The organism is Burkholderia sp. 8Y, assembly GCF_902506145.1.
GTDB lineage: Bacteria > Pseudomonadota > Gammaproteobacteria > Burkholderiales > Burkholderiaceae > Caballeronia.
In genome coordinates this window covers 427,598-454,526 of record NZ_LR733520.1, presented here as the reverse complement: position 1 = coordinate 454,526, position 26,929 = coordinate 427,598, and the positions used below count along the sequence as shown (strand labels likewise).

General features: G+C 65.5%; 20 protein-coding genes. 12 read left to right on the top strand and 8 right to left on the bottom strand.

Annotated elements, in window-relative coordinates; all coding sequences use genetic code 11:
* Window positions 1-91: 91 nt before the first annotated feature.
* The 5 genes from GV035_RS12670 to GV035_RS12650 all read left to right on the top strand — a co-directional run bounded on the left by GV035_RS12670 (window position 92) and on the right by GV035_RS12650 (window position 6,176).
* Window positions 92-1,753 carry an ABC transporter substrate-binding protein gene (locus tag GV035_RS12670; protein ID WP_159835437.1) on the top strand — a complete coding sequence of 554 codons (1,662 nt, stop codon included), beginning with the start codon at window positions 92-94 and terminating at the stop codon, window positions 1,751-1,753.
* A complete protein-coding gene (locus GV035_RS12665; protein ID WP_442859556.1) occupies window positions 1,750-2,769 on the top strand; it encodes an ABC transporter permease in 1,020 nt (339 codons plus the stop codon). Before GV035_RS12670 ends, GV035_RS12665 begins: the two co-directional genes overlap by 4 nt.
* Window positions 2,766-3,617 carry an ABC transporter permease gene (locus GV035_RS12660; RefSeq protein ID WP_159835436.1) on the top strand — a complete coding sequence of 284 codons (852 nt, stop codon included), beginning with the start codon at window positions 2,766-2,768 and terminating at the stop codon, window positions 3,615-3,617. The genes GV035_RS12665 and GV035_RS12660 overlap by 4 nt, the downstream gene beginning before the upstream one ends.
* Window positions 3,614-5,695, top strand: coding sequence for an ABC transporter ATP-binding protein (locus GV035_RS12655; protein WP_159835435.1), 2,082 nt, complete (start codon window positions 3,614-3,616; stop codon window positions 5,693-5,695). The genes GV035_RS12660 and GV035_RS12655 overlap by 4 nt, the downstream gene beginning before the upstream one ends.
* A gap of 76 nt (window positions 5,696-5,771) precedes the next feature.
* Window positions 5,772-6,176 carry a Rap1a/Tai family immunity protein gene (locus GV035_RS12650; RefSeq protein ID WP_159835434.1) on the top strand — a complete coding sequence of 135 codons (405 nt, stop codon included), beginning with the start codon at window positions 5,772-5,774 and terminating at the stop codon, window positions 6,174-6,176.
* Here the strand turns inward: GV035_RS12650 and GV035_RS12645 are convergent.
* The 4 genes from GV035_RS12645 to aspT (GV035_RS12630) are packed head-to-tail and all read right to left on the bottom strand — an operon-like array spanning window position 6,161 to window position 10,628.
* The gene (locus tag GV035_RS12645; RefSeq protein ID WP_159835433.1) at window positions 6,161-6,319 is read right to left on the bottom strand and encodes a hypothetical protein; all 159 of its coding nucleotides are present in this window, start codon (window positions 6,317-6,319) and stop codon (window positions 6,161-6,163) included. The genes GV035_RS12650 and GV035_RS12645 overlap by 16 nt on opposite strands.
* 15 nt (window positions 6,320-6,334) lie before the next feature.
* Complete coding sequence (locus tag GV035_RS12640) at window positions 6,335-7,180, bottom strand: aldo/keto reductase (RefSeq protein WP_159835432.1); 846 nt, start codon at window positions 7,178-7,180, stop codon at window positions 6,335-6,337.
* Window positions 7,181-7,234: 54 nt separating this feature from the next.
* A complete protein-coding gene (gene aspT / locus GV035_RS12635) occupies window positions 7,235-8,923 on the bottom strand; it encodes an aspartate-alanine antiporter (RefSeq protein ID WP_159835431.1) in 1,689 nt (562 codons plus the stop codon).
* 22 nt (window positions 8,924-8,945) lie between these two features.
* On the bottom strand, window positions 8,946-10,628 hold the full coding sequence (gene aspT / locus GV035_RS12630) for an aspartate-alanine antiporter (RefSeq protein WP_159837864.1): 1,683 nt from the start codon (window positions 10,626-10,628) through the stop codon (window positions 8,946-8,948).
* Window positions 10,629-11,139: 511 nt separating this feature from the next.
* Here aspT (GV035_RS12630) and GV035_RS12625 point away from each other — a divergent pair.
* Window positions 11,140-12,147 carry a LysR family transcriptional regulator gene (locus GV035_RS12625; protein ID WP_159835430.1) on the top strand — a complete coding sequence of 336 codons (1,008 nt, stop codon included), beginning with the start codon at window positions 11,140-11,142 and terminating at the stop codon, window positions 12,145-12,147.
* Between the two features lie 60 nt (window positions 12,148-12,207).
* Entirely contained in the window at window positions 12,208-13,239 is a 1,032-nt protein-coding gene (locus tag GV035_RS12620; protein ID WP_159835429.1) for a 2-hydroxyacid dehydrogenase, read from the top strand.
* 26 nt (window positions 13,240-13,265) lie between these two features.
* On the opposite strand, the gene GV035_RS12615 is transcribed toward GV035_RS12620, so the two are convergent.
* The gene (locus tag GV035_RS12615; protein ID WP_159835428.1) at window positions 13,266-13,763 is read right to left on the bottom strand and encodes a plasmid fertility inhibition factor family protein; all 498 of its coding nucleotides are present in this window, start codon (window positions 13,761-13,763) and stop codon (window positions 13,266-13,268) included.
* Between the two features lie 215 nt (window positions 13,764-13,978).
* Between GV035_RS12615 and GV035_RS12610 the strand changes: the two genes are divergently transcribed.
* The 4 genes from GV035_RS12610 (at window position 13,979) to pdeM (ending at window position 21,407) form a co-directional block, all read left to right on the top strand.
* Window positions 13,979-15,028, top strand: a complete 1,050-nt coding sequence (locus GV035_RS12610) for a ligase-associated DNA damage response exonuclease (RefSeq protein ID WP_159835427.1) — start codon at window positions 13,979-13,981, stop codon at window positions 15,026-15,028.
* Complete coding sequence (locus tag GV035_RS12605; protein ID WP_159835426.1) at window positions 15,025-16,692, top strand: ATP-dependent DNA ligase; 1,668 nt, start codon at window positions 15,025-15,027, stop codon at window positions 16,690-16,692. The genes GV035_RS12610 and GV035_RS12605 overlap by 4 nt, the downstream gene beginning before the upstream one ends.
* Before the next feature lie 601 nt (window positions 16,693-17,293).
* On the top strand, window positions 17,294-20,041 hold the full coding sequence (locus GV035_RS12600) for a ligase-associated DNA damage response DEXH box helicase (protein WP_159835425.1): 2,748 nt from the start codon (window positions 17,294-17,296) through the stop codon (window positions 20,039-20,041).
* A 697-nt stretch (window positions 20,042-20,738) separates the two neighbouring features.
* On the top strand, window positions 20,739-21,407 hold the full coding sequence (pdeM, locus tag GV035_RS12595; protein WP_159835424.1) for a ligase-associated DNA damage response endonuclease PdeM: 669 nt from the start codon (window positions 20,739-20,741) through the stop codon (window positions 21,405-21,407).
* A 9-nt stretch (window positions 21,408-21,416) separates the two neighbouring features.
* Here the strand turns inward: pdeM and GV035_RS12590 are convergent, their stop codons facing one another.
* Window positions 21,417-21,857 (bottom strand): hypothetical protein, encoded by a 441-nt coding sequence (locus tag GV035_RS12590; RefSeq protein WP_201303967.1) that lies wholly within the window; start codon window positions 21,855-21,857, stop codon window positions 21,417-21,419.
* A gap of 280 nt (window positions 21,858-22,137) precedes the next feature.
* Between GV035_RS12590 and GV035_RS12585 the strand changes: the two genes are divergently transcribed.
* A complete protein-coding gene (locus GV035_RS12585) occupies window positions 22,138-23,310 on the top strand; it encodes an MFS transporter (protein WP_159835423.1) in 1,173 nt (390 codons plus the stop codon).
* A gap of 84 nt (window positions 23,311-23,394) precedes the next feature.
* Here the strand turns inward: GV035_RS12585 and GV035_RS12580 are convergent, their stop codons facing one another.
* Window positions 23,395-25,008: a hypothetical protein gene (locus GV035_RS12580; protein WP_159835422.1), complete on the bottom strand. Its 1,614-nt coding sequence runs from the start codon at window positions 25,006-25,008 to the stop codon at window positions 23,395-23,397.
* A gap of 409 nt (window positions 25,009-25,417) precedes the next feature.
* On the bottom strand, window positions 25,418-26,755 hold the full coding sequence (hmgA, locus tag GV035_RS12575) for a homogentisate 1,2-dioxygenase (RefSeq protein WP_159835421.1): 1,338 nt from the start codon (window positions 26,753-26,755) through the stop codon (window positions 25,418-25,420).
* Window positions 26,756-26,929: the final 174 nt, after the last annotated feature.

The window sequence follows — 26,929 nt, the reverse complement described above, 5'->3', positions numbered from 1 at the left end:
CGTTCCTTGCTTGCCGAGCCAGACGCGCTCATTTCGCGCATCTCGGCGAGCCGCGCCGGACAACGACAACACGCACAGGAAACGATCACCGATGAAGAAAGCATCGACGGACGCGCATCACCTGGAACATGCGCGCGCGCACGCGGGCGAACTGGGCAATCACGCGATCGACGAATTCATGGCCGGCCGCCTCACGCGGCGCGAACTGCTGCGGCACGCGAGCGTGCTCGGCTTCGCGCTGTCGGCGGGCGGGCTCTTCGGCATGCCGGCGGCGCGCGCGCAGGGGGCAGCGAAGCCCGGCGGCACGATCCGCGTCGCGCACATGACGCCCGCGGGCGCGGTCGATCCGCTCACCGTCACCGACGCCGCCGGTCTCGTGCTCATCAATCAGACCGGCGAGTTCCTGATCGACGACGACAGCGAAACGCTCACGCTGCGCCCTGCCCTCGCGCTTTCGTGGTCGTCGAATGCGACGGGCGATGTCTGGACTTTCAAGCTGCGCCCGAACGTCAAGTTCCACGACGGCCAGCCGATGACCGCAAAAGACGTCGCCGCGACCTTCAACCGCTTGGCCGATCCGGGCGCGGGCTCGGCGGCGCTGTCGGTGTTGAAGGGCGTGCTGTCGAAAAATTCGGCGAAAGCGGTGGACGATCACACCGTCGAATTCCATCTCGACGCGCCGAACGGCAACTTCCCGTACTACGTTTCCTCCGACAACTACAACGGCGTGATCCTGCCCGCGAACTTCAGCGGTCCGTACGAGAAGTCGTTCATGGGCACGGGCGCGCTCAAGCTGGAGAAGTACACGCCGAAGGTCGGCGCGTCGTTCGTGCGCAATCCCGACTACTGGGGCGACAAGTCGCTGCCCGACCGCGTGCAGTTCTCGTTCTACGCGGACCAGCAGGCGCAACTCCTCGCGATGCAAGGCCGCCAGGCCGACGTGATGGGCGACTTCACCGTGCAGGGCGGCGTCTCGATGCTGACGAACCCGCAGTTCAAGGTGCTCGGCGCGAAATCGAGTTCGCACCGGCAGATCCACATGCGCTGCGACATGGGCGCGTTCAAGGACAAACGCGTGCGTCAGGCGCTCGCGCTCGCGATCAATCGCGAAGTCATCGTGAAGGGGCTGTTTCGCGGGCGCGCGGTCGTCGGCAACGATAGTCCGTTCGCGCCGGTGTTTCCGTCGAGCGATCTCACCGTGCCGCAGCGGCATCTCGACATCGCGAAGGCGAAGCAGTTGATGAGCGAAGCAGGCGTCGGCAACGGCTTCGACATCACGCTCACGACCGAGAAGTACATGGAGATTCCGGATCTCGCCGTGGTCGTGCAGAACGCGGCGAAGGCGGTCGGCATCCGCATCACGCTGAAGGTCGAGAGCCAGGACCTGTATTACGGCTCCGGCACGTTCGGCAAGTCGGACTGGCTGGATTCGCCGCTCGGCATCACGGATTACGGGCATCGCGGCGTGCCGAACGTGTTCCTGAACGCGCCGCTCACGAGCAGCGGCACGTGGAACGCGGCGCATTTCAAGAACGCGGAATACGACAAGCTCGTCTCGCAGTTCGTCGCGGCGCTCGACGTCGCGTCGCAGAAGAAGCTGTCCGGGCAGATTCAGCGCCTCTTGCTCGACGAAACGCCCGTCGTCATTCCGTACTTCTACGACCAGTTGATCGTCACGCGCGCCAACGTGTCGGGCGTGCGCTTCAACGCGATCTCGCAGATGTGGTTCGACCGCGCGACGGTGGCCGCTTGAGCACGATCTCGTCTCCGGCGGGCATCGGCGGCAAGCGCAACGGCTCGGCGAAGGCGCGGCGCGTGCTGCGTTTCGTCGGCGTGCGCGTGCTGCTGGCGCTCGTCACCCTGTGGCTTTTGTCGATGATCGTCTTCGCGGGCGGCCAGCTCTTGCCCGGCGACGTGGGCCGCGCGATTCTCGGCCCGCTCGCCGATGCGCGCGCCGTCGCCGCGCTCAATCATCAACTGGGCGTGGACCGGCCGCTTCTCACGCAATACACCGGCTGGATCACGCACTCTCTGCGCGGCGACATGGGCGAGTCGTATGCGTTTCGCGCGCCGGTGGCGCCGTTCATCGGCGGCGCGCTGTGGAATTCGGCGAAGCTCGGCGCGCTCGCGTTCGTGGTCGTGGTGCCGCTCGGCATCGCGGGCGGCGTGTACGCGGCGCTGCACGCGGGGCGCTGGATCGACCGGTTCATCAGCATCGGCGGTCTGACGGCGACGGTCGTGCCGGAGTTCGTGTCGTCCATCGTGCTGATTCTGATCTTCGGCGTCTGGCTGCAATGGCTGCCGATCGAAGCCAGCGCGCCCGCCAATGCCAGCGCGCTCGTGCAACTCAAGCATCTCATCTTGCCGGTGCTGCCGCTCGTCTTCGTGTTCTTCGGCTATATCGCGCGAATGGCGCGGGCCGGGACCGTCGAGGCGCTCGACGCCGACTACACGCGCACCGCCATTCTCAAGGGCTTGCCGCGCCGTGTCGTGATCCTGCGGCACGTGCTGCGCAACGCGCTTCTGCCGACGGTCACGGTCGCGGCGACGCAGCTCGGCTACATGATCGGCGGGCTCGTTGTCGTGGAGACGCTCTTTCACTATCAGGGCATCGGCTCGCTGATCTACAACGCCGCGCGAGCCAAGGACTTTCCGATGCTCGAAGCCGGCGTGCTCACCATCGGCGTGATCTATACGGCGGCGAATCTGATCGCGGATGCGCTCTATGTCGTGCTCAATCCGCGTCTGCGCACCGGAGGCGCGCGATGAGCACGCTCGCCCTCGCGAAACCGAAGCGGTTCGACGCGCTCGGCGCGCTCGCACGCTCGGCCACGTTCGACATCGGCGTACTGATCCTGCTCTTCTGGATCGTATGCGCGCTCTTCGGGCACTGGCTCACGCCGCAGGACCCGTACGCGTCGGACCCGCTGAACTCGCTCGCCGTGCCTTCCGCCGAACACTGGTTCGGCACGGATCAGTTGGGCCGCGACGTGTTCGCCCGCGTGATCGTCGGCTCGCGCGACATTCTCACGATCGCCCCGCTGGCGACGCTGCTCGGCACGGCCGCGGGCACCGCGCTCGGGCTTGTCGTCGGCTATTTCGGCGGCTGGGTGGATGCCGTGGTGGGCCGCGTGATCGACGCGCTGCTGGCGTTGCCGCTCGTGATCGTGGCGCTGCTCGCGCTGGCCGCCGTCGGCGCGAGCAACACGACGGTGATTCTCGTGATCGGCCTCACGTTCGCGCCGATCACCGCGCGCACGGTCCGCGCCGCCGTGCTCGGCGAGCGGCATCTCGACTACGTGCTCGCGGCGCAACTGCGCGGCGAGAACGCGCTCTACATCATGTTCGCCGAGATTCTGCCGAACGTGCTGCCGCCCATCGTCGTGGAAGCGACCGTGCGTTTAGGCTACGCGATCTTCGCGGTGGCGACGCTGTCGTTTCTCGGCTTCGGCATTCAGCCGCCTTCCGCCGACTGGGGCCTGGCGCTCTCCGAAAGCTATACGTTGATGGCGGGCGGCGCGTGGTGGACGGTCGTGTTCGACGCGGCGGCGATTGCGTCGCTCGTCGTCGCGGTCAATCTCGTCGCGGACGCCGTGCAAGGAGTGCTCGACCGATGAACGGACCGCCGCCATCGGCTTTTCCCGCGTTCGGCGCGGCCAAGGGCAGCGAGACGGACGCGCTGACGGTGGTCGGCCTGACGGTCGCGTATCGCACGCGCTGGCACGAACGCGATGTCCTGCAAGACGTGACGCTGCGCGTGCGGCGCGGCGAAGCGTACGGGCTCGTCGGCGAATCCGGCTGCGGCAAATCGACGGCCGCGCTCGCGATCCTGCGCTATCTGCCGCGCAACGGCCGCGTGAAGGCGGGCCGCATCGCGGTGGGCGGACACGACGTGGCCGCGCTCCCCGCCGAAGCCCTTCGCGCGTTGCGGGCCAACGCCGTTTCGATGGTCTATCAGGATCCCGGGCGCGCGCTCAATCCGTCGCTGACGATCGCGCGTCAGGTGTCCGAAGCATTCGAAGCGGCGGGCGCCTCGGCCGATGAGGCGCTCGCTCGCACCGCCGACATGCTGCGCCGCGTGCGGATTGCGTCGCCGGAGCGCGTGATGGAGAGCTATCCGCATCAATTGTCGGGCGGCATGCAGCAGCGCGTCGTGATCGCGATGGCGCTCGCGTGCAATCCCGAACTGCTGATTCTCGACGAACCGACGACCGGGCTCGATGCCACCGTCGAAGCCGAAGTGCTCGATCTCATCGCCCAATTGCGCGCGGAACTCGGCACGGCGGTGCTTTTCATCAGCCACAACCTGGCGGTGATCGGGCGCATGTGCGACCGCGTCGGCGTGCTGTACGCGGGCCGGCTGGTGGAGGAAGGCGCGACCGCCGACGTCTTCGCGAAACCGCGTCATCCGTACACGGTCGGGCTGCTGCGCTGCCTGCCGACGAGCACGCGCACGAAGGAAACCGGCCGGCTCGACACGATTCCCGGTTCGCTGCCGCTGCCCGGATCGGCCGCGCAAGGCTGCATCTTCGCGCCGCGCTGCAAGATGGCCGACGAACGCTGCGTGAAGGAAGCGCCGCCGCCGTATCGCGTGGCGGCGCTTCACGGCGATCAGATGGCGCGCTGTCACTACCACGAGCGCGCGCACTTGCTGCCGCGCTCGACCGATGAAACGCCGCCGCCCGCGCCGCCGCGCGATGACGCGCCGCTCGCGCTGTCGGCCCGTCACGTGTCGAAGACCTTCCGTGTCGGCGATGAAGACGTGCGCGCCGTCCACGATGTCTCGCTCGATCTGGCGCAGGGCGAAACGCTCGGGCTCGTCGGTGAATCCGGCAGCGGCAAGACGACGCTCGCCAAGCTGCTGCTCGGCCTCGTCTCGCCGGATGAAGGCGCGACGCTCGAACTCGACGGCCAGCGCCTGGCGGAGCGCGTCACGCGGCGCAGCGGCGAACAGGTGAAGTCGCTTCAGATCGTGTTTCAGAACCCGGATTCGGCGCTGAACCGCGCGCATTCGGTGCGAAGGCTCATCACGCGGTCGCTCGCGAAGCTCGGCGCGCTGCACGGCGAAGCGAAAGAAGAGCGCCTGCACACGCTGACCGAGGCGGTGCGCCTGCCGGAGCGTTACCTTGGCTCGCGCACGCGCCAGTTGTCGGGCGGGCTCAAGCAGCGGGTCGCGATTGCGCGCGCCTTCGCGGGCGATCCGCGCGTCGTCGTGTGCGACGAGCCGACTTCCGCGCTCGATGTCTCCGTGCAGGCCGCGATCCTGAATCTGCTCGCCGACTTGCAGCGCGAGCGCCGCGTGAGCTATGTGTTCATCTCGCACGATCTGCATGTCGTGCGGTATCTGTCGGACCGCATCGCGGTGCTGTATCTCGGGCGCATCATGGAAATCGGCCGCGCCGCCGATGTTTTCGACGGCCCGCAACATCCGTACACCGAAGCGTTGCTGTCGTCGGCGCCGTCGCTCGACGAAAGGCACGCGGCGCCTAGGCGCATCCGGCTCTCGGGCGAGTTGCCGAGCGCGGCGAATCCGCCCTCGGGCTGCGTGTTTCACACGCGCTGCCCGCGCAAGATCGGCGAGATTTGCGAGCGCGAGACGCCGCCGTGCCGCGACGCGGGCAACGGCCACGCCATCCATTGCCACATTCCCGTGGCCGAACTGCGGGCGCTGCAACCCCGCGAGAACGTGAGCTGAGGCAAGCCGCCGCCGGAACCAAAGCGCGCCCCTTCGCCTCTCAACGGTTCACCGTTCAAACAAGAGGATACCCACGATGAAACGCGCTCTCTCGCTCGCCGCTTCTCTCGCGCTGTGCGCAGTCACGGCCCACGCGCAGTCCGCGCCGACGCCCGGCGCATCCGATCCGAGCTTCTCCGCGTGGTCGCTCGCGCAGCAGTGCGGTCAGAAGGGCGACAACGCGGCGCAAGGGCAATGCGTAGGCGCGGTGCGGGGCATCGTGCGCGGTTATCAGTACGGCGTGCTGTTTTTGTCGCAGCGCGCCTCGATGCCGGCGAACGAAACGCGGCGCGTATCGCTGTGCCTGACGGATACGACGGTGTCGTCCATCGTCGATGATTTTCTATCGGACGCGAAGCAGGTCAGCGAGGCGGATCTGCGGCGCACGCCGGCGGAAGTCGCGGTGCTCGGGTCGGTGCACGCGCATCACGCGTGTTCTTGATTGCGGCGATATGAGGCGTGGCGGGTGGCGGTCGAGCGCCCGCTTTTGGAAGTGATGATTGTCAGGGTTGCATCATCGGGGCGGTCTTCATGCTGATCGCGTGCATCGGCCAGTCGGGCGCCGTCGATGGCCTTGGTAGCCACGAACGACGCCGGTTCCTAAAGCATCTCCAACCCCCTCTTCCCCTTCGGCGGCCTGAACTCTGCATCGATCGCCGCCCTCTCCTCCGCCGACAACCGCAAATCCACCGCCGCGCGATTCTCCCGCACGTGCGCGACGTCCGCGGCCTTCGGAATCGCGAACACCTCCGGCTGTAGCAGCACCCACGCAAGCGCGACCTGAAACGCCGACACGCCCCGCGCCGCCGCGATCTTCTCGAGCACGCCGCCGCGCGGCAGCCGCGCGTGATCGACCGGGCTGTACGCCATCGCGGGAAGCCGGTGCTCGCGCAGCCACGGCAGCAAGTCGAACTCGGCGCCGCGCCGCGCGACGTTATAGAGAATCTGATCCGTCGCGCAGGCATCGCCGCCGTCGAGCGAGAAAAGCTCCTCCATGTCGTCCGTATCGAAATTGCTCACGCCCCAGTGGCGAATCTTGCCGTCGCGCCTGAGCTTCCCGAAGCCCGCGACCACGCCCGGCAAATCCTCGCCGCCGCGCCAGTGCAGCAGGTACAAGTCGATGCGATCGGTTTTCAGGCGCTTCAGACTGCGCTCGCACGCCGCCTGCACGCCGCGCTCGCTGCCGTTGTACGGATACACCTTGCTCACGATGAACACGTCGTCGCGCACATCCGACAGCGCCTCGGCGATGAGCTTCTCGCTTTCGCCGTCGCCGTACATCTCGGCGGTGTCGATGAGCGTCATTCCCAGCTCGACGCCTTCACGCAGCGCCGCAATTTCCGCCTTGCGCGCGTCCGGGCGCTCGCCCATTTCCCAGGTGCCCTGGCCGAGCTTCGGAATCGCTTCGCCGTCGGGCAGCGTGACGACGGGTAAGGTATTCGCCATGAAAAGCCTCCTTGTTCGCCCGTCGATCATGCCGCAAGGAGCACGCCCGAGCCGCTACACGAAACCGACGACGAGCGGCCCGAGCAGCGTCAGCAGCACGTTCGCGAGCGCATACGTCACCGCGAACGCGGCCGTCGGCACCGAACTTTCCGCCTTGTCGAGCACGCCGCCGAACGCCGGATTCGCGCTGCGCGAACCGGAAAGCGCGCCCGCGAACACCGCCGCGTTGTCGTAGCGCAGCACGTAGCGGCCAAAGAGCATCGTCAGCAAGAGCGGAAACAGCGTGACGAAGACGCCGAGCAGAAAAATCGTGAGGCCGCTCTGCTTCACCGTGACGACCGCCTGCAAGCCGGAGTTCAGCCCGACGACCGCGACGAACGCCGCGAGCCCGAAGTCCTTCAGCAATTGCGACGCGGCGGGCGGCATCACGCCGTACATCGGGTGCTTGCCGCGCATCCACCCGAACACGAGGCCCGCGAGCAGGCAGCCGCCGCCCGAGCCGAGCGTGATCGGAATGCCGCCCACGCGCACGACGACGAGCCCGATCAAAAGCCCGATCACGATGCCCACGCCCATATAGATGAAGTCGGTCTTGTTGCTGTACGGCAGCTCGTAGCCGGCGGCATCGACGGCGCGCCTCGTGTCCTGCGGCGAGCCGTAGAACGTGAGCACGTCGCCGTGTTCGAGCCGCGTTTCGGGCAGCACCGGCAGCGGCATGCCGGCGCGCGAAATCGCCTGCAGAAAGACGCCGTGGCGCATGTCGCGGTCGACCGTCGCGCGCACCGCCGCGATCGTCGTGTGATTCATGCCGCGCTTCGCGAACACGCCCTGGCGCTTCTGCATCACGATGCTGATGCCGTCGCCGTCCCCGACTTCCTCGCCGAGTTGCGACGCCGCGCCGGCCATTACCTCGCGCCGCCCGACGACGAGCGCGATATCGCCCGCTTCGAGCATCACGTCGGGACGCGGCTCGAGCGCGTGGCCCGCGCGCCGCACGCGCTCGACGGTGATCAGGTCCTGTTCCGCCATCTCGATCTGCGCGACCGTGCGCCCCGCCGCGCCCGCCGCCGTGACGCGATACGCGCGGCCAACGAGCGGCGGCAACGCGGACACCTGCCCCGGCGCGGGACCGGCATCGCCCGAAAGCGACTTCTCCGCCTCGATGGACGCGTCCTTCAGGCTCTGCCGCATGAACTTCGGCAGGATGTTCACGCACACGATGATCGCGCCGAGCGAGCCGAACACGTATGTCACGGCGTAGGCAATCGCCACGTCCGCCTGCAGCGCCTTCGTTTCGGCGGCGGGCAAGCCGAGCCGCGCGATGGCGTCGCCCGCCGTGCCGATGATCGCGGACTGCGTGAGCGCGCCGCCCGCGAGTCCCGCCGCGAGTCCCTTGTTCAGGCCGAAAACCTTCGCGCAGACGATCACCGTGACGAGCGCCGTCACCGCGAGAAAGACGGCCATCGCGATTTCGCGCAGCGTTCGCCGGTTCAGCGAGCTGAAGAACTGCGGCCCGGAGTCGTAGCCGACCGCGTAGATGAACACGGCGAACATCACGGACTTCACGCCGTTGTCGATCTGCACGCCGACCTGGCTCACGACGACCGCCGCGATCAGCGAGCCGCCGACGCCGCCCAACTGGAACTTGCCAAAGTTGATCTGGCCGATCAGATAGCCCGCCGCGAGCGACAGGAACAGCGCCGTTTCCGGCGACTTCACGAATATCGCGTGGAGCCAGTCCATTGATCCCCCGATGGCCGTCGATCTAGCCGAGCTTGCTCACCAGTCCGACGACGAGCGGCCCGAGCAGCGGCAGCAGCACGTTGGACATGGCGTAGGTGATGGTGTAGCCGATGACGGGCGTCGCGTTTCCCGTCACGCCGACAAGCGCGCTGATGGCCGGCGTGCTGCACTGCTGGCCGGCGATCGCGCCGAGCAGCATCGGCACGTCGAGCTTGAGCAGCGTGCGCCCGACGATGAGCGACGCGATCGCCGGCACGAGCGTGATGGCGATGCCCGCCAACGGCAGCGCGATGCCGAATTCGCGGACGAGCCGCAGCGCGTCCGCGCCCGCCGACAGCCCGACCGCCGCGATGAACGTGCAGAGCCCGAAGTCTTTGAGGATTTGCGCCGCCGCCGACGGCAGCGAACCGATCAGCGGATAGCGCGAGCGGATCCAGCCGAACACGAGCCCCGCCAGCAGACAGCCGCCGCCCGTGCCGAGCGAAAGATCGATGCCGCCGACGTGCGCCGACAGCCGCCCGACGCCGATGCCGACGAGCACGCCGAGCCCGAGAAACACGAAGTCCGTCTTCTGCGTCGCGCGGATGATATAGCCGAGCTTCGCCGCGCCGCGCGCCACGTCCTCTTTGTTGCCGACGAGCGTGAGCACGTCGCCGCGCTGCACCTGCGTGCCGGGCAGCGCGGGCACCGTGCTGTCGAGGCGCGTCACGGCGGCGACGAACACGCCGCGCCCTTCGGCCGGATTCGCGCGGGCGCGCGCCTGCGCGAGCGTGAGGCCGTGGAGCGCGCGATTGGTGAGCATCACATCGACCTTCTCGACGAAGTAATCGGCGCCGCCGCCGTTGAACACTTCCTCGCCGATCCAGGGAATCGCCTCGACGAGCGCCTCGCGCCGCCCCGCGACCACGATGCGATCCCCCGCCTTCAGCGTCACCGACGGCTGGCCCTTGATGACAGAGCGGTCGCGCATCACGCGCTGCACGCTGATGTTGTGCCCGAAACGGTTCTCCAGATCACCGATGCTGATGCCCGCCGCAGCCGTCACCTTCAGCTCGCGGCCGGCGAGCGGCATGATGGCGGGCGTCTGCCCTTCGGCGAGCGCGCCGTCGCCGCCGAGCTTGCGCCAGACGCGCTCGGCTTCATCGCGCAGATTCACGCGCAGGATGAGCGGCGCGAACTGGCTCGCGAAAAGCACGATCGTGACGAGCCCGAACAGATAGCTGACGCTGTACGCGGTGACGATGTTGGCCTGCAGGCGCGCAATCTCGGCCGCCGGCAAGCCGAGCCGCGCAACGGCCTCCGACGCCGTGCCGATGACCGCGGATTCCGTCGCGCCGCCCGCGAGCAATCCGGCCGCCGTGCCCGGATCGAGCTTGAGCATCGCTGCGATGCCGAGCACGAGCGCGACCACGACAATGACCTCGACAAGCGAAAGCGCGCCGTACCGCCAGCCGCGCCCGATGTTCGCGAAAAACTGCGGACCGCCCGTAAAGCCAAGCGCGAAAATGAATAGTGCGAAGGCGATGTTCTTCAGGTCCGGCGATATACGCGCGCCGCTCTGTCCCAGAATCAGCGCGACGATCAGCGTACCGCAGACGCCGCCGAGCTGTACGGGACCCACCTTGAACGAACCGATAAAGAACCCTATAGCCAGGCTGGCGAAAAGCGCAATCTCGGGCTGTGTCGCGAGCAGATGCCATAACATGACTTCGTTCATCCTTTCGGCATTGCGAATGTCGCGCTCTGCCGCGCAAATTGTGAAACGCTTAATATCGCTTCGAAAATGGCGCGAAACTGACTCGCCTGCACTTCGATTAATAAAAGCTTTCCTCGTCCGTTGCCGATGAATTTATCTTTATTAGTAGACCAGGCGACGCTCAAAATCGTGATTAATTAAGCGTATCCCTATAAAAAAATCGGCTTATCGTTTTCCCGCATTGGAATGGGTGGAATTGACAATCGTTCCGCCAGCACTTCGGTAGTTTTTGATACAAACATCACATTCTTGAGAATAAAATCCTGTTCCGCATGGCCCGAACAGCGGTTCGTTTCTATCGGAAACTATTTCCTTCGCCTGACGAATTAGTTATTCTGATATTGCAGTTTCTTCATTCTGTCAATATTATGCAGTAGTGCTACCTCAAGAAAGGTAAGTACGCAGCACGGGGTTTAAGTCAGCCCACGTCAACGTGGCACAACAGAGAGGGGGCATTCAGATGAACCAGATTCATGCTATGCGCGTCTTCGTCAGAGTCGCGGACACGGAGAGTTTCAGACGTGCCGCTCAGCAACTCGACGTTTCCAACGCGCTCGTCACTCGCGCAATTGCGATGCTTGAAGCGCATCTTAGAACTCGCCTGATTAACCGTACTACTCGCAACCTGTCTTTGACCGAAGCCGGCACGCGTTATCTCGAAGGCTGCCGCGCATTGCTGGAAGAATTGGATCATCTTGAAACGGCCGTTACGCATACCGAAGGCGAGCCGAGCGGAACACTGCGCGTCGTTGCATCCAGCGCGCTTTCGCTGCTGACCCTGACTCCGCTCATCGACGGCTTCCGCCAGCTTTATCCGAAAGTTCACGTGCGGCTCACGCTCGCCGAACGGCACGTCGATCTTGTCGAGGACGGTTACGACGTCGGCATCGTCGCCGCCTTCATGGTGTCGAGCACGGCGCTCGTCGAGCGGCCCATCGGCGTGAGCGCGCTCATTCCGGTCGCCACACCTGCGTTCGTGGCGGAACACGGCATGCCCGCCTCGCCGGCCGACCTGCAAGGCATGCCGTGCGTGGCGTTGCCGAACGAAATCCGCAGTTCGTCGTGGCACTTCCGGCACCAGCTCGGTTCGTCGGAACAGGTGACGCTCTCGGCGGTCTACTCAGTCAACAGCGCGTTGATGGTCCGTCTCGCCTCGCTGCGCAACATGGGCTTCTCGATCCTGCCGGAAGGCATCGTCGCCGGCGACATCAAGGACGGCACGCTCGTGCGGCTCTTGCCCGACTATTCGGTCGACGACCCGGAAATGAAGCTGTCGATCGTCTATCCGGGGCGGCAGTATCTGCCCGCGAAGACGCGCTTTTTCATCGACTACGCGCTGGAAAGACTGACCAAGGAAGTGAACGGCGGAAACAACAGGCCCGACGACATCTATCGGCAGACTCCGGCCGCTTTTCAGACCTCGGGCGCAAACGTTGGCCTGACCTCGGGCAGCCCCACAACGCACTGACGCGCACTGCCGGCTTCGCGCCGGCACGCGTTCCCTCAACCTGAACGCAGCCGGCCCGACATGGCAAATACAGACAGTCGCTCAGACGCCCACCGCCTCATTCTTTTCAGCGCGCGTCAGTACGACGCCGACACGTTCCGGCAAGCCAACGAAGCCTTCGGCATCGAACTGGACTTTCAGGAAGCGCATCTGGACGCGCAGACGGCCGTCCTCGCGCAGGGCTACACGGCCGTGTGCCCGTTCGTGAACGACAGCGTGGACGAAGCCGTGCTCGAAAAGCTTCACGCGGGCGGCACGCGGCTCCTCGCCTTGCGCTCAGCGGGGTTCAATCACGTCGATCTGAACGCGGCGAAGCGCCTCGGCATCGCGGTGACGCGCGTGCCCGCGTATTCGCCGCATGCGGTCGCGGAACACGCCGTCGGCATGATCCTCACGCTCAATCGGCGGCTGCACCGCGCGGTCGCCCGCACGCGCGACGGAGATTTCTCGCTCAGCGGCCTGCTCGGCTTCGATCTGCACGGCAAGACGGTCGGGGTGATCGGCACGGGCATCATCGGGCGCGTGTTCGGCAGCATCATGGCGGGCTTCGGCATGCGCCTGCTCGCGTACGATCCCGGCCCGCCCGCGCAAGACCTGCTCGAACGCGGCGCGCGCTATGTTCAACTGGACGAACTGCTCGCGAATTCGGACATCGTGTCGCTGCACTGCCCGCTTCTGCCGTCCACCTATCACCTGATCGACGAACGCGCGCTCGCCAGCATGAAGCCGGGCGCCATGCTCATCAACACCGGGCGCGGCGGACTGGTCGAAAGCAACGCGCTGATCGGCGCGCTCAAGAGCGGCCAGCTCGGGCATCTCGGGCTCGACGTGTACGAGGAGGAAGGCGGCCTCTTCTTCGAGGACCATTCGGACCGCCTGTTGCAAGACGACGTGCTCGCGCGGCTTCTGACCTTTCCGAACGTCATCATCACCGCGCATCAGGCGTTCTTCACGCGCGAGGCGCTCGTCGAAATCGCGACGACGACGCTCGGCAACGTCAAGGCGTGGTCCGAAGGCACGCCGCGCAATCTGGTCGACGCGCCGGCTGCCTGACGCTTCACGAGCAGTTTGTCAAGGCATCAGACTTCGCCGTACTCCGCGACCGGATCGCCCGGCGCGGCGCACATGGCGCGCAGCAGATCGGCCTCGCGCTCGTGCACTTCCACCGGCATGCAGAGCGCGCCGGCGTGCGCCAGGTACCGCGCGCGATGCTGGCCGTTACGAAACGCGACGACGCCCTCGCGATGCACGCCGATCAGCCCGAGCAAGCCCTCGCCGCGCCGCACGCTGATGGTCACGTAGGGCATTTCAGGCACGCGCGGGTTATCCGGATCGAGAAATTCGCGGATGCCGCGCACCTTGCCGGCGTGCCAGTCATCGACGGCTTTGAGAACGTAGTCGGTGTCGTCGCGGTCCGCGCATTGCAGGAGCCGCCTGACATCGACCAGCACGACCTGATGGCGCGAGCCGGGCTCGGTGAACACCCGCTTCAGACGCACGAAGTCGTACTGCGGGTGGCTCCTGAGCCTGACGATCCAGACTGCTTCTGCGGCAGTCGGCGCAACCATCGTGTCCATGTTCGGCTTCATTCCAGAACACCAGCGAGAATCACGTGAGACAGGGCACTGCAGCGGGCCTCGCGGCTCGAACCGGCTCCTTCGATCTCAGAAGAAATAAGACGATGCTGAACAAACCTTTTACACCGTAGTGGCTCTTCGTGAAAGCGCAATGACGGGCATGTGACGTGCTTTGTTGCCTGCAAGACACTTTTCAGGAGCACGACGCAAAGCCCGTGAACCATTTCGCCGATCTCATCGTCGCGCGTCCCGAGGGCCTCTACTGTGGGCCTGGCAACTTTTATATCGATCCGTGGCGGCCCGTCGAGCGCGCGGTCATCACGCACGCCCATGCCGATCACGCGCGCTTAGGTCATGCGCGTTATCTGACGGCCGAAGCGGGACGCGGCGTGCTGCTGTCGCGGCTGCCGGGCATCGACGTGCAAGGGCTCGCTTACGGCGAGCGCATCGAGGTCAATGGCGTGCAGGTATCGCTGCATCCGGCGGGGCATGTGCTCGGCTCGGCGCAAGTGCGCGTCGAGCATCGCGGGCGCGTGTGGGTCGCATCCGGCGATTACAAGGTCGAGCCCGATCCGACCTGCGCGCCTTTCGAGCCGGTCCGCTGCGATACGTTCATCACCGAATCGACCTTCGGCCTGCCGATCTACCGATGGGAACCGTCGCGCGCGGTATTCGAAGGCATCGATTCATGGTGGCGGCACAACGCGGCGCAAGGACGCGCCTCGGTGCTCTTCTGCTATTCGTTCGGCAAGGCGCAGCGTCTGCTCGCGGGCATCGACGCGGGCATCGGCCCGATCTTCTGCCACGGCGCGGTGGAGCCGCTCAATCGCGCGTACCGTGAATCGGGCGTTGCGCTGCCGGACACGCGGCTTGTGAGCGAGATCGCCGCGCGCGACAAGGCGGCGTTTCAGGGCGCGCTGATCGTCGCGCCGCCGTCCGCGCAGGGCAGCACGTGGATGCGCCGCTTCGGCGATTACAGCGACGCCTTTGCCTCCGGCTGGATGCGTCTGCGCGGCACGCGGCGGCGCAAGGGCGTGGATCGCGGCTTCGTGCTGTCGGATCACGCCGACTGGCCCGGCCTGCACTCGGCCATCGGCGCAACGGGCGCGGAACGCGTGATCGTCACGCACGGGCAGATCGAGCCGATGGTGCGCTGGCTGTGCGAGCAAGGGCTCGACGCGGGCGCGTTCAAGACCGAGTACGGCGACGACGCGATCGAAGCCGACATGCCCACCGGCACCACGACGGAGACGCCGTCGCAATGAGACGCTTCGCGACGCTCTATGCCGCGCTCGACGCGACGACATCGACCAACGAAAAGCTCGAGGCGCTCATCGCGTATTTCTCCGGCGCGGAGCCGGAAGACGCGGCGTGGGCCTCGTATTTTCTCGCGGGCGGCAAGCCGCGCCAGTCGGTGCCGACGCGTCTGCTGATCGAATTCGCCCGCGAGCGCGCGGGCTTGCCGGAATGGCTCTTCGAGGAGTCGTATCAGGCGGTCGGCGATCTCGCGGAAACCATCGCGCATGTGCTGCCGCCGCCGCAGCGCGAGTCGGAGCTGGGGCTCGCGCAATGGATCGAGGATCGCGTGCTGACGCTGCGCGGCGCGAATCCCGCCGAGTTGCGCGAGCGGATGCTCGGCTATTGGGACGAACTCAACTGGAGCGAGCGGTTTCTGCTGACGAAGCTGATTGGCGGCGGATTCCGCGTGGGCGTGGCGCGGCAGCTCGTCGTGCGCGCGCTCGCGCAGGTGGCGGGCGTCGATCACAAGCGCATCGCGCAACGCATGGTCGGCTGGACCGATTCGCGGCAAGCGCCGAGCGCCGCGCGCTATCTTCGGCTGATCGCGCCGGCAGCGGAAGGCGATGACATCGACACGCCGCACGAAAGCGATCTCGGCCTGCCGTATCCGTTCTTTCTCGCGCATCCGTTGCAGGCCGACCCGGCGACGCTCGGCACGCCCGCCGACTGGATCGCGGAATGGAAGTGGGATGGCATCCGCGCGCAGCTCGTGAAGCGCAGCGGCCGCGTGTGGATCTGGTCGCGCGGCGAGGATCTGCTCACCGAACGTTTTCCCGAACTCGCGTCGCTCGGCGCGGCGCTGCCGGACGGCACCGTGATCGACGGCGAGATTCTCGCGTGGGAGCCGGGCGCGGCCATGCCGTTGCCGTTCGCGCGCCTTCAGCCGCGCATCACGCGCAAATCGCTCACGAAGAAAGTGCTCGCCGATTCTCCCGCCGCGCTGCTCGCCTACGATCTGCTCGAAGCCGACGGGCGCGACCTGCGCACCAAACCGCTCGACGCGCGCCGCGCGAAGCTGGATGCGCTCGCGCACACGCTGTCTTCGACGCTTGCGGTCGATCTGCTGCGCGTGTCGCCGGTCGTCGAAGCCGCGGACTGGGAGACGCTCGCCACGTTGCGCGACGAGAGCCGGGCGCGCGGCGTCGAAGGGTTGATGCTGAAGGAGCGCGCGTCGATGTACGGCGTTGGCCGCACGAAGGCGTCGGGAACGTGGTGGAAGTGGAAGATCGACCCGTATTCCGTCGATGCCGTGCTGCTTTACGCGCAGCCCGGTCACGGACGGCGCGCGAGCCTCTACACCGATTTCACGTTCGCGGTCTGGGACGAAGCGGACGGCGTGCGCACGCTTGTGCCGTTCGCGAAAGCCTACTCGGGCCTGACCGACGAGGAAATGCGTCAGGTCGATGCAATCGTGCGCAAGACGACCATCGAAAAGTTCGGGCCGGTGCGCAGTCTCACGCCGACGCTCGTGTTCGAGATCGGCTTCGAGGGCATTCAGGCGAGCCCGCGACACAAGTCGGGCATCGCGGTGCGGTTTCCGCGCATGTTGCGCTGGCGCACGGACAAGAGCATCGACGACGCCGACACGCTCGACATGCTCAAAGGGTTTTTGAACGAGGCGATGGCATGAAGGCGCGCAGTTCATGCGACGGCTCGGCGAAGCGCGGAAGCTCGTGCCGCGCGAGGGCGTCGGGCGGCGGCGTTCTGATTCGCGGCGGTTTTCGCGTTCGCGGCGGTTTTCGCGTTCGCGGCGGTTTTCGCGTTCGCGGCGGTTTTCGCATTGCCAGCGGCTTTCGCATTGCCAGCGGCTTTCCAATTCCCGCAGGCTGTCGCATTCACAGCGGCTTCCGCGTTCGCGGCGGCTTCCGCGTTCGCAGTGCCTTCCGCGTTCGCGGCGGCTTTCGCACTCGCGGCGGTTTTCGCATTGCCAGCGGCTTTTCGATTCGCGGCGGCTGTCGCATTCGCAGCAGGTTCCGCATGGGCGGCGGCTGTCGCATTGGCGGGGGCTTTCGCATTCGCAGCGGCTTCCGCATTCGCAGCGGCCTCCGCATTCGCAGCGGCTGTCGCACTCGCGGCGGTTTTCGCATTGCCAGCGGCTTTTCGATTCGCGGCGGCTGTCGCATTCGCAGCAGCTTCCGCATGGGCGGCGGCTTTCCAATTCGCGCCGGCTTCCGCATTCGCAGCAGCATCCGCGCTCGCGCACGCTCCGAATACCCGAGCGAGGCGGCCGCATGAACCGCGAAGACGAAAGCGAGCTTCAGCACGACGACGAACAGCCGCCCGAACCCGCCGCCCGCGCGAAACGCCGCGCCCCGCGTCCGCGCCGCGTTCCGCGCACGCAGGCCGCGCAAGCGAAACTCGACGCCGCCGCCGACCTCTTCCGGCCCGCGCCCTTCGTGTACGACGCAACAGAAGCCGCGAAACCGATGGACGAACGCATCGCCCGCTGGTTCGATGCGCGCGGCTGGCAGCCATTTCCGTTTCAGCGCGAAGTGTGGCGCGAGGTCGAACGCGGCGCGAGCGGCCTGCTGCATGCGACCACCGGCGCGGGCAAGACGTGGGCGATCTGGCTCGGCGCGCTCGCGGCCTACGCAAGCCCGCCGCAGCCGAAACAAAAGCCGAAGGCCAGCCGCAAGCGCCGCGCGAACACCGCGGCTCACGACGAATCGAACCCGCAAGCGACTCAATCGGCTGACAGCGAAGCCGCCGACATAACCAAAGCACCGCTCCCCGCCCCGCTCACCGTGCTCTGGATCACGCCGATGCGCGCGCTCGCCGCCGACACCGCCCGCGCGCTGCAAACGGCCGTCAGCGCGCTCTCGGTGCCGTGGACCGTCGGGCTACGCACGGGCGACACGTCATCGACGGAACGCGCGCGGCAGAACCGCCGCATGCCGTCCGCGCTCGTCACGACGCCCGAAAGCCTCACGCTCATGCTCACCCGCGCCAATGCCCGCGAAGAACTCGCGCACGTGCGGCTCGTCGTGATCGACGAATGGCACGAACTGCTCGGCAACAAGCGCGGCACGCAGACGCAACTGGCGCTCGCGCGCCTCGCGCACTGGCGTTCCGATCTGCAAATCTGGGGCTTGTCCGCGACGCTCGGCAATCTCGCGCTCGCGCACGACGCGCTGCTGCATCCCGTGAATACGCCGCGCGTGGTCGTGCAAGGCGCGCAGCCAAAAACGCTCGTCGTCGATACGCTGATTCCCGAGACCATCGAACGCTTTCCGTGGGGCGGGCATCTCGGCGTGCGGCAGGTTGGGCCGGTCGCCGATGAAATCGAGCATGCGCAAAGCTCGCTCGTCTTCACCAACACGCGCTCGCAGTCGGAAATCTGGTATCGCGCGCTGCTCGATCTGCGGCCGGACTGGGCCGGGCTCATCGCGCTGCATCACGGCTCACTCGACAAGGAAGTCCGCGATTGGGTCGAACTCGGCCTCAAAAACGGACAACTGAAGGCGGTCGTGTGCACGTCGAGTCTCGATCTCGGCGTCGATTTCCTGCCGGTGGATCGCGTATTTCAGATCGGCTCGCCCAAAGGCGTCGCGCGGCTGATGCAGCGCGCCGGGCGCTCCGGGCACGCGCCGGGCCGCGTCTCGCGCGTGACGATCGTGCCGACGCACGCGCTCGAACTCGTCGAGGCGGCGGCGGCGCGCTGGGCGATCGGCGAGCATCGCATCGAAGGGCGCGACATGCCGCTCAAGCCGCTCGACGTGCTCGTGCAGCATCTCGTCACGGTCGCGATCGGCGGCGGATTCGAGGCCGCCGAGATGTTCGACGAAGTGCGGACCGCCTACGCGTACCGCGATCTCACGCAGGCGGAATTCGACTGGGCGCTCGCGTTCGTCGAGCGCGGCGGCGCGTCGCTTTCGGCGTATCCGGACTATCACCGCGTCGTTCCGGGCGATGACGGCGTGTATCGCGTGCCGCGCGAAGACCTCGTGCGGCGGCATCGGAACAATGTCGGCACCATCGTCGCGAACGCCACGATCAACGTCGCGTATATGACGGGCGGACGCATCGGCGCGATGGAAGAATCGTTCATCTCGCGCCTGAAGCCCGGCGATGTCTTCACCTTCGGCGGACGCGCGCTGGAACTCGTGCGCGTGCGCGACATGACCGCCTACGTGAAGCGCGCGACCTCTTCTCGCGGCGCGATGCCGCAATGGGCGGGCAGCAAGATGCCGCTGTCGTCGGAACTGGCGGAAGCCGCGCTCGTGATGCTCGCCCGCGCCAACGACGGCATCTACGACGAGCCGGAGATGCAGGCCGTCAAGCCGCTGCTCGACTTGCAGGCGAAGTGGTCCGCGCTGCCGGGGCCGGGCGTGCTGGTCGTGGAGACGGTGCGCTCGCGCGAAGGGCATCACTTCTTCTGCTATCCGTTCGCGGGGCGCATGGCGCATATCGGACTGGGATCGCTGATCGGCTGGCGCGTGGCGCGCGATCAACCGAGCACGTTTTCCATTTCGATGAACGACTACGGCTTCGAGCTGCTCTCGGCGCGTCCGTTCGACTGGGAAACGCTCATCGCGGAAGGGCTCTTTTCGCCCGAGCATCTGGAGCACGACATTCTTGCGAGCCTGAACGCATCCGAACTGTCGGCCCGGCGCTTTCGCGAGATCGCGCGGGTGTCGGGGCTGATCTATCAGGGACATCCGGGGCAGCAGAAAAGCGCGCGGCAGTTGCAGGCGTCGAGCGGGCTGTTCTACGAGGTGTTCCGCAAGCACGACAGCGGCAACTTGCTGCTCACGCAGGCGGATCAGGAAGTGATGCTTCAGGAACTGGAACTCGGCCGCCTGCGCAGCGCGCTCGTGCGGATGAGCGAGAGCCGCCTCGCGCTCACGCATCCGAAGAAGCCGACGCCGTTCGCGTTCCCGCTGATCGTCGGGCGGCTGCGGGAGAAGGTGAGCACGGAAAAGCTCGCGGATCGCGTGGAGCGGATGCTGGCGGAGCTGGAGAAGGCGGCGCAGGCGTAGGAGTGGTTGGGCAGTCAGGCACTGACGATCGACGCCCGTTTGCTCGGTCTGAGCCTGATGCAGTTCGGAGCTGAAAGTTTGCACTCTTACGCAATTTTTGATAGCTTGCGGCAGGCGCGACAAGCTCGACTTGCGCTGCCTGGTTGCACGGTTACTCTGCGATTGCGGAGATAGACCGGTCCTCGACGGGTTGGATGTTTGACCGCGAGAAATCCTCCGCGTAGCGGAGACCAAAAGGAGCTCCGTTCGTGAGCTCCTTTTTCATTGCCATGCTGACAACAGGCACGCTGTTATTGCACTTCCCTGCGCCGTAACCGCTTTATGGAACGCTTCGAAGCGCTTCAGAAGCGGTCTCGTGAAAACGGCAATTGATTAATCCGAAAGTTAGACGTAATCCGCTCCAAAGTGACATATCACGGCTATGCTGCGTGGACCGTTCTGGGAAGGTCCTGGACGGTTTGGAATAGGAGGCGCAGGTTGCGAATGAAACGGAAGAAGCAGTCGTCAAAGGTATCGAGCAAAGTCGTCGTTGGCGTTGTCCGCAAAGTCGTCGTGATCAAATGTCTCCTGGCGCTTGCGCTATTGTTCTGGCTTCGATATGCATGGTGAACGTACTTCAGGTGACGCGGGAAGTAAGTTTGCGCGGCTCGCATCTTGCACGAGAATCCGGTCTCCGAGGTACTGCCGATATGCCCCAATGCCAATCGAAGCCCTGACCATCGATGTGAACGGCCACGCGCTCGTGCTCTCCGCCGAGCGCGCCGCGTTCGATCCGCTCGAAAAGAGCCTGTTCATCGCGGACGCGCATTTCGGCAAGGACGCCGTGTTCCGCGCGCGCGGCATTCCGGTGCCGGCAGGCGCCACGGCCGACAATCTCGCACGGCTCGATGCGCTGATCGCGACGCATCGGCCGGAGTCGATCGTCTTTCTGGGCGACCTGCTGCACGCGCGCGAATCCCACGCCGATGAAACGCTCGCCGCGCTCGACGCCTGGCGCGCGAAGCATCGCGCGTTGCGGCTCGTGCTCGTCGAAGGCAATCACGACCGGCATGCGGGCGCGCTGCCGTCGCGCTTCGGCGTCGAGCTGGTGAAGGAGCCGTATCGGCTCGGGCCGTGGGCGCTCTGTCACCATCCGCAAAGCGTGGACGACGGCTACGCGCTCGCCGGCCACGAGCACCCGGTGTATCGGCTCGCGACGCGCATCGACAGCGTGCGGCTGCCGTGCTTTCGCTTCGGCCGGCGCGCGGGCGTGCTGCCCGCGTTCGGCGCGTTCACGGGCGGCTTCGAAGTGAACGACGCCGTGCGCCGCGCGAACGAAGCCGTGTACGTGGTGGCGGGCGAGCGCGTGTTCGGCGTGCGCGTGTGAGCGTCGCGCTCAGTGATACGTCTTCGTCGATGACTGAAGCTTCGTGAGCGCGCCGCGCTCCAGCTTGTACCGGCCCGCCGTGGTCTGCATGACCACTTCATCGCCTTGCCAGAACACGCGCTGCACCGTCATGCGCTTGCCCGCGCGCTGCACGAGCGGCGGATTGCGCCGAAAGTCGTAGAGCACCGGGCCGGTGTCGGTCTGCATCAGCGTGCGCGTGATCGTGCCGCTTTCGCCCGCTTCGTCGAAATGGGCGAGACGGCGGGCGTCGAAACGGTCGAACGCCTGCGTGCCGAGCATCGCGGCGAAACCGGATTCGTCGCGCAGGAAATAGACGGTGCCCGCGTGCGTCGCGACGGGACCGGCGGCATCGCTCTGGGCGTGCGCGTGCGTGGCAAGCAGTACCGCGCAGGCGATGGCCGCGCGCAGACAGGTTTTCAATGGCGACATGTTCGTTCAGTGATTGCTGTGTTTTTCCAACACTTGCGCCGCGCAACGATTCGCGCGACGTGGGTGAAAACGTGAAACGCATGCGACGCTGCGCCCTCCGACTGCGCGAAATCCGTGCGCCGCGCGGGCGAATCGTACGAAGAACTGCTCATGATCCGGCATTGTCGAGCCACGCGAATCTCAGGGTTTCTACCAGCACCAAAAATCACCTTTCGGTAGAATCCGAGGCTTCCTTGCGTCGTCATTCAGGCCGACGCGCCCATCCTTCCCGCCTTCCGCCATGCCCTTGCCTCTCCTCGCTCTTGCAATTGCCGCGTTCGGCATCGGCACGACCGAATTCGTCATCATGGGCCTCTTGCCCAACGTCGCCCGCGATCTCGCCGTGTCGATTCCCGCCGCCGGCATGCTCGTCTCGGGCTATGCGCTCGGCGTCACCATCGGCGCGCCGATTCTCGCCATCGTCACCGCGAAGATGCCGCGCAAGAAGGCGCTGATGGGCCTGATCGGCGTGTTCATCGTCGGCAACCTGCTGTGCGCGCTCGCGCCGAATTACTGGGTGCTGATGGCCGCGCGCATCGTCACGGCGTTCTGTCACGGGGCGTTCTTCGGCATCGGCTCGGTGGTGGCGGCGGACCTCGTCGCGCCGAACCGCCGCGCGCAAGCCATCGCGCTGATGTTCACCGGCCTCACGCTCGCCAACGTGCTCGGCGTGCCGCTCGGCACCGCGCTCGGCCAGGCAGCGGGTTGGCGCGCGACCTTCTGGGTCGTGACGCTGATCGGCATTGCGGCGGCGGGCGCGCTCGCCGTGTGCCTGCCGAAGCACATCGAGATGCGCGAGACCAGCATCCTGCGCGAATTCGACGTGCTCAAGAACCCGCAAGTGCTGATGGTGCTCGGCATCAGCGTGCTGGCGTCGGCGAGTCTCTTTTCGGTGTTCACGTATATCACGCCGATTCTCGAAGACGTGACGGGCGTTTCGCCGCACGCGGTCACGTACGTGCTGCTGCTGTTCGGCCTCGGGCTGACGGTCGGCAGCACGCTCGGCGGCAAGCTCGCCGACTGGAAGCTCTTGCGCTCGCTGCTGTCGTTTCTCGCGTCGATCGTCGTTATTCTCACCATCTTCGCCGCGACGATGCACGAGCCGATCGCCGCGATGATCACCATCTTCCTGTGGGGCGTGCTCGCGTTCGCCATCGTGCCGCCGTTGCAGATCCTGATCGTGAACCGCGCGAGCGATGCGCCGAATCTCGCCTCGACGCTCAATCAGGGCGCTTTCAATCTCGGCAACGCGACAGGCGCCTGGCTCGGCGGTTGCGCGATCAGCGCCGGCGCGCCGATGACCGCGCTGCCGTGGGTCGGCGTCGCGATGGCGTGCGGCGCGTTCGGGCTGACGCTCCTGTCCGCGACGCTCGACAAGCGCGCGCGCCGTCTCGCCATCGGGCAGGCCGCCTGAAGCTCACGGCGGGCGGTTGATGCGAGACGTCCTCTCGCGCCGGTTGATCTGCGAAACCAGGGCGCGGTGCGCGCCCCCGGAAACTCAGAGAGGCAATCCAGCCGGATAAACCAGCCCGCTCGGCAATTGAACACGAATAAAGCCGAGAACGCCGTTGAAGAACAAATTTCCGTCCGGCAGGAATTCAATGGGCGCGTACATTCCGTTGCCGTAAGTGCTCGGTCCCAGAATCGTGCGATGCACCGTCTGTCCAGTATTCCAGTCGAGTCCGGTGATTTCCCATCCGCTATTATTGGTTCGGTAATAGCCGCTGACAAAAACCGTATTGGATGCGATGCTCTTCCCCGGAACCATCGTATTGGACGAAATATCGCCGCGCGACCAGACCGAAGTCCAGCCATGCGTGAGCGGATTCCATTCGAATCGCTCGACGCCCAGCGGAGAATCGAGAACAGGACCGCGCACGAGCGCATCGGGAATGATGGTTCCGATGGTGTCTCTCAGTCCGGCCTGACCCACGTTATTCACGACGAACGCGCCATAGCCGTCCACCGTGACGGATTGATCGGACTGGATGTACTGCGTATCGAGCGGCAATCCCGCCGTCACCGGAATTTGGCCCGCAATACGACTGGTGAACCCCGAGGGAATTGCATTTCGCCAGAATGCGATCAGATTCATGCGCTTCAGCCCGTCCGTGATGACGACGAGTTTGTCCGGATCGCTGCCGAATCCCATGAGCGTGGGCGTCGAACCGGAACCCGAACCGAATAAGGTGGGAAAGGTGTCGCCCGACGGATAAGGCGATTCCCATGCGCCGTCGGCGGCCTGATTCGACAAGACGCTGCCGGTCCATACGACCTTATGCATCTTCTTGTCGCTGACAATGTAAAGGCCGTTGTTTTCGTCCAGTGCCAGTGAATTGGAGATCGTCTCGTCACTGCCGAAGCGCACGGTCTGCGGTGTCGAATTGAAATTGCGATCCACGACTGAAACCGAGCGCGTTCCCTGCACGACGAGTTTGCCGTCGTAATTCAATGAGAGCCCGGTAATCGACTCGCCCGACTGGACGAAAGCGGATGACGGCATCGAGCGCAGTATGTGAACGCCCAATGCAGGGAGCGCGGGCGAAATCAATCCGACTGCCACGATACTGTCGACGGCGCCGGAATAGAGCACGTTGTCCGCATCCACGAGGCTATAAGCCGGGCCGAGAGACTGTCCTCCGGTCAGAAGCCCCAGCGACTGAAGCGCCGCCTGCGCCTGCTGCACGGTCGTGAAAGGCTGAGTGAGAACGGCCGTCAGCAGATTCTGCGCAACCACGATGGCGCCCGGAAAAACCAGCGTTGCGCCCATTTGCGTGACGGCATCGTTGGCGACTTTCAGATACGACACGCCGGTGCTCGATACCGCCCATACATAATCAGGCGATGTCGATTTGAGCGTGACGAAATTCAGGAATCCATTCGAGGTTTGCGGCGTGACGCCGAGCGGCCCATATGCGTTTCGTGTTCCAGCAGGAACCGCTTGCGTGAAGGCATCGGTCTGAACTGGATCGAAATGCGTCATGGCACCTTTCGGCGCGGACAAATACGGATTCGGCGCGGGATTTCCAGCCATGCCACTCACCGGCATTATCGTCGTATTGACGACAGCCACTGCCAGAATCAGCGCCTTTCCCATGCGGTCGGTTTTCATCTTGTTCCTTGTTCTCGTAAGCATGACTGAACGAATCTATAACGATCGCGTTCGCGGTTCACTTTCTGGAGAGACTGATGCCCGGCACACATCGGTACGGCGCAGCCGGATCTGACGCCCGGCTGTGAGACTGCTTCATTGTTGATTACGAATCGCGCGTTTTCAAGCACGAATCGGCGTACTAAATGGCGATCGTTTTCGATTGATGGAACAGCGCCGCCAAGCACCGATACCGCGCGAAGCAGTTGAAAAACAAAAGCGGCTCGCAATGGAGCCGCTTTTGCCATTCATCGATACGCCTGAATTATCTTGTCCACGCACTCGCCAAACTCAACGCGATAACTCTCGCCCTGACACCACCCGCATAGCGTGATTTATGAATGCGCGCTCGCCGCCTTCAGCGCATTATTCATCGTTGCTCCGGGTTGAAGTGCCTGGTGAGCCCTTGCCAGCACTCGTAGTAATGCGCCTGCAACTGCGCGGTTTCGAGCGCGAACTGCGTGGGCTTGATAAGCGTGCGCGTTTCGAACATGAAGGCCATCGTGTCGCCGACTTTCGCGGGCTTGGACGTATCGCTCGCGGATGCCTTCTCGAACGTATCCGCGTCCGGCCCGTGACCCGACATGCAGTTGTGCAGGCTCGCGCCGCCGGGCACGAAGCCTTCCGCCTTCGCGTCGTACACGCCATGCACGAGGCCCATGAATTCGCTCGCGACATTGCGATGAAACCACGGCGGCCGGAACGTGTCCTCGGCGGCGAGCCAGCGCGGCGGAAAGATCACGAAGTCGATCGAATCGACGCCCGGCGTGTCGCTCGGCGATTGCAGCACGAGGAAGATAGACGGATCGGGATGATCGAAACTAATCGAGCCGATGGTGTTGAAGTGGCGCAGATCGTACTTGTACGGCGCGTAGTTGCCGTGCCACGCGACCACATCCAGCGGCGAATGGCCGATGTCCGCGCGCCACAGCACGCCGTTCATCTTCGCGACGAGTTCGAAGTCGCCTTCGCGGTCCTCGTAAGCCGCGTGCGGCGTGAGAAAGTCGCGCGGATTCGCGAGCCCGTTCGAGCCGATCGGCCCGAGGTCCGGCAGTTGCAGCAACGCGCCGAAGTTCTCGCAGATATAGCCGCGCGCTTCGCCGTCGGGCAGCGTCACGGCGAAGCGCACGCCGCGCGGAATCACCGCGATTTCGAACGGCGCGATATCGAGCCGCCCGAGTTCCGTCGCAATCGAAAGCCGTCCCTGCTGCGGCACGATCAACAGTTCGCCGTCCGCGTTATAGAAGAAGCGGTCGTACATCGGGCGGTTCGCCGCGTACAGGTGAATTGCGCAGCCGGTCATCGACTCCGCCGCGCCGTTGCCCGCCATCGTCACCCAGCCGTCGATGAAATCCGTCGGCGCGTCGGGCATCGGCAGCGGATCCCAGCGCAACTGGTTGGGCGGCGTCGGCGGGACGTCGGCGAAATTCGCGACGAGCCGTGCGCGCAGCGCCTCGCCGGTCATGCGCGTGAACGGCTTGTGAACCGCCGCCGGCCGGATGCGATACAGCCACGAGCGCCGGTTGTGCGCGCGCGGCGCGGTGAACGCGGTGCCGGAAAGCTGCTCGGCGTAGAGGCCGTACGGCGCGCGCTGCGGCGAATTGCGGCCGAGCGGCAGCGCGCCCGGAAGCGCCTCGGTGGCGAAGTCGTTCGCGAAGCCGGACTGATAGTGCCGGCTCGCGTCGGTGTGGGTGTCGAACGGGGGCATCGTCAAATCTCCTCGACCAAGATTTACGAGATGTTAAACGCATTACGTTTAGTGAAATAGCTCGTATACCCTGATTCGACGCAGCCGGCTGGCATATCAATATGGCACTTTGGTGCAAGCCGCCGCCTCGCGCGCTGATACCATCCGAATAATCACAAGCACGGTCGGCACGCA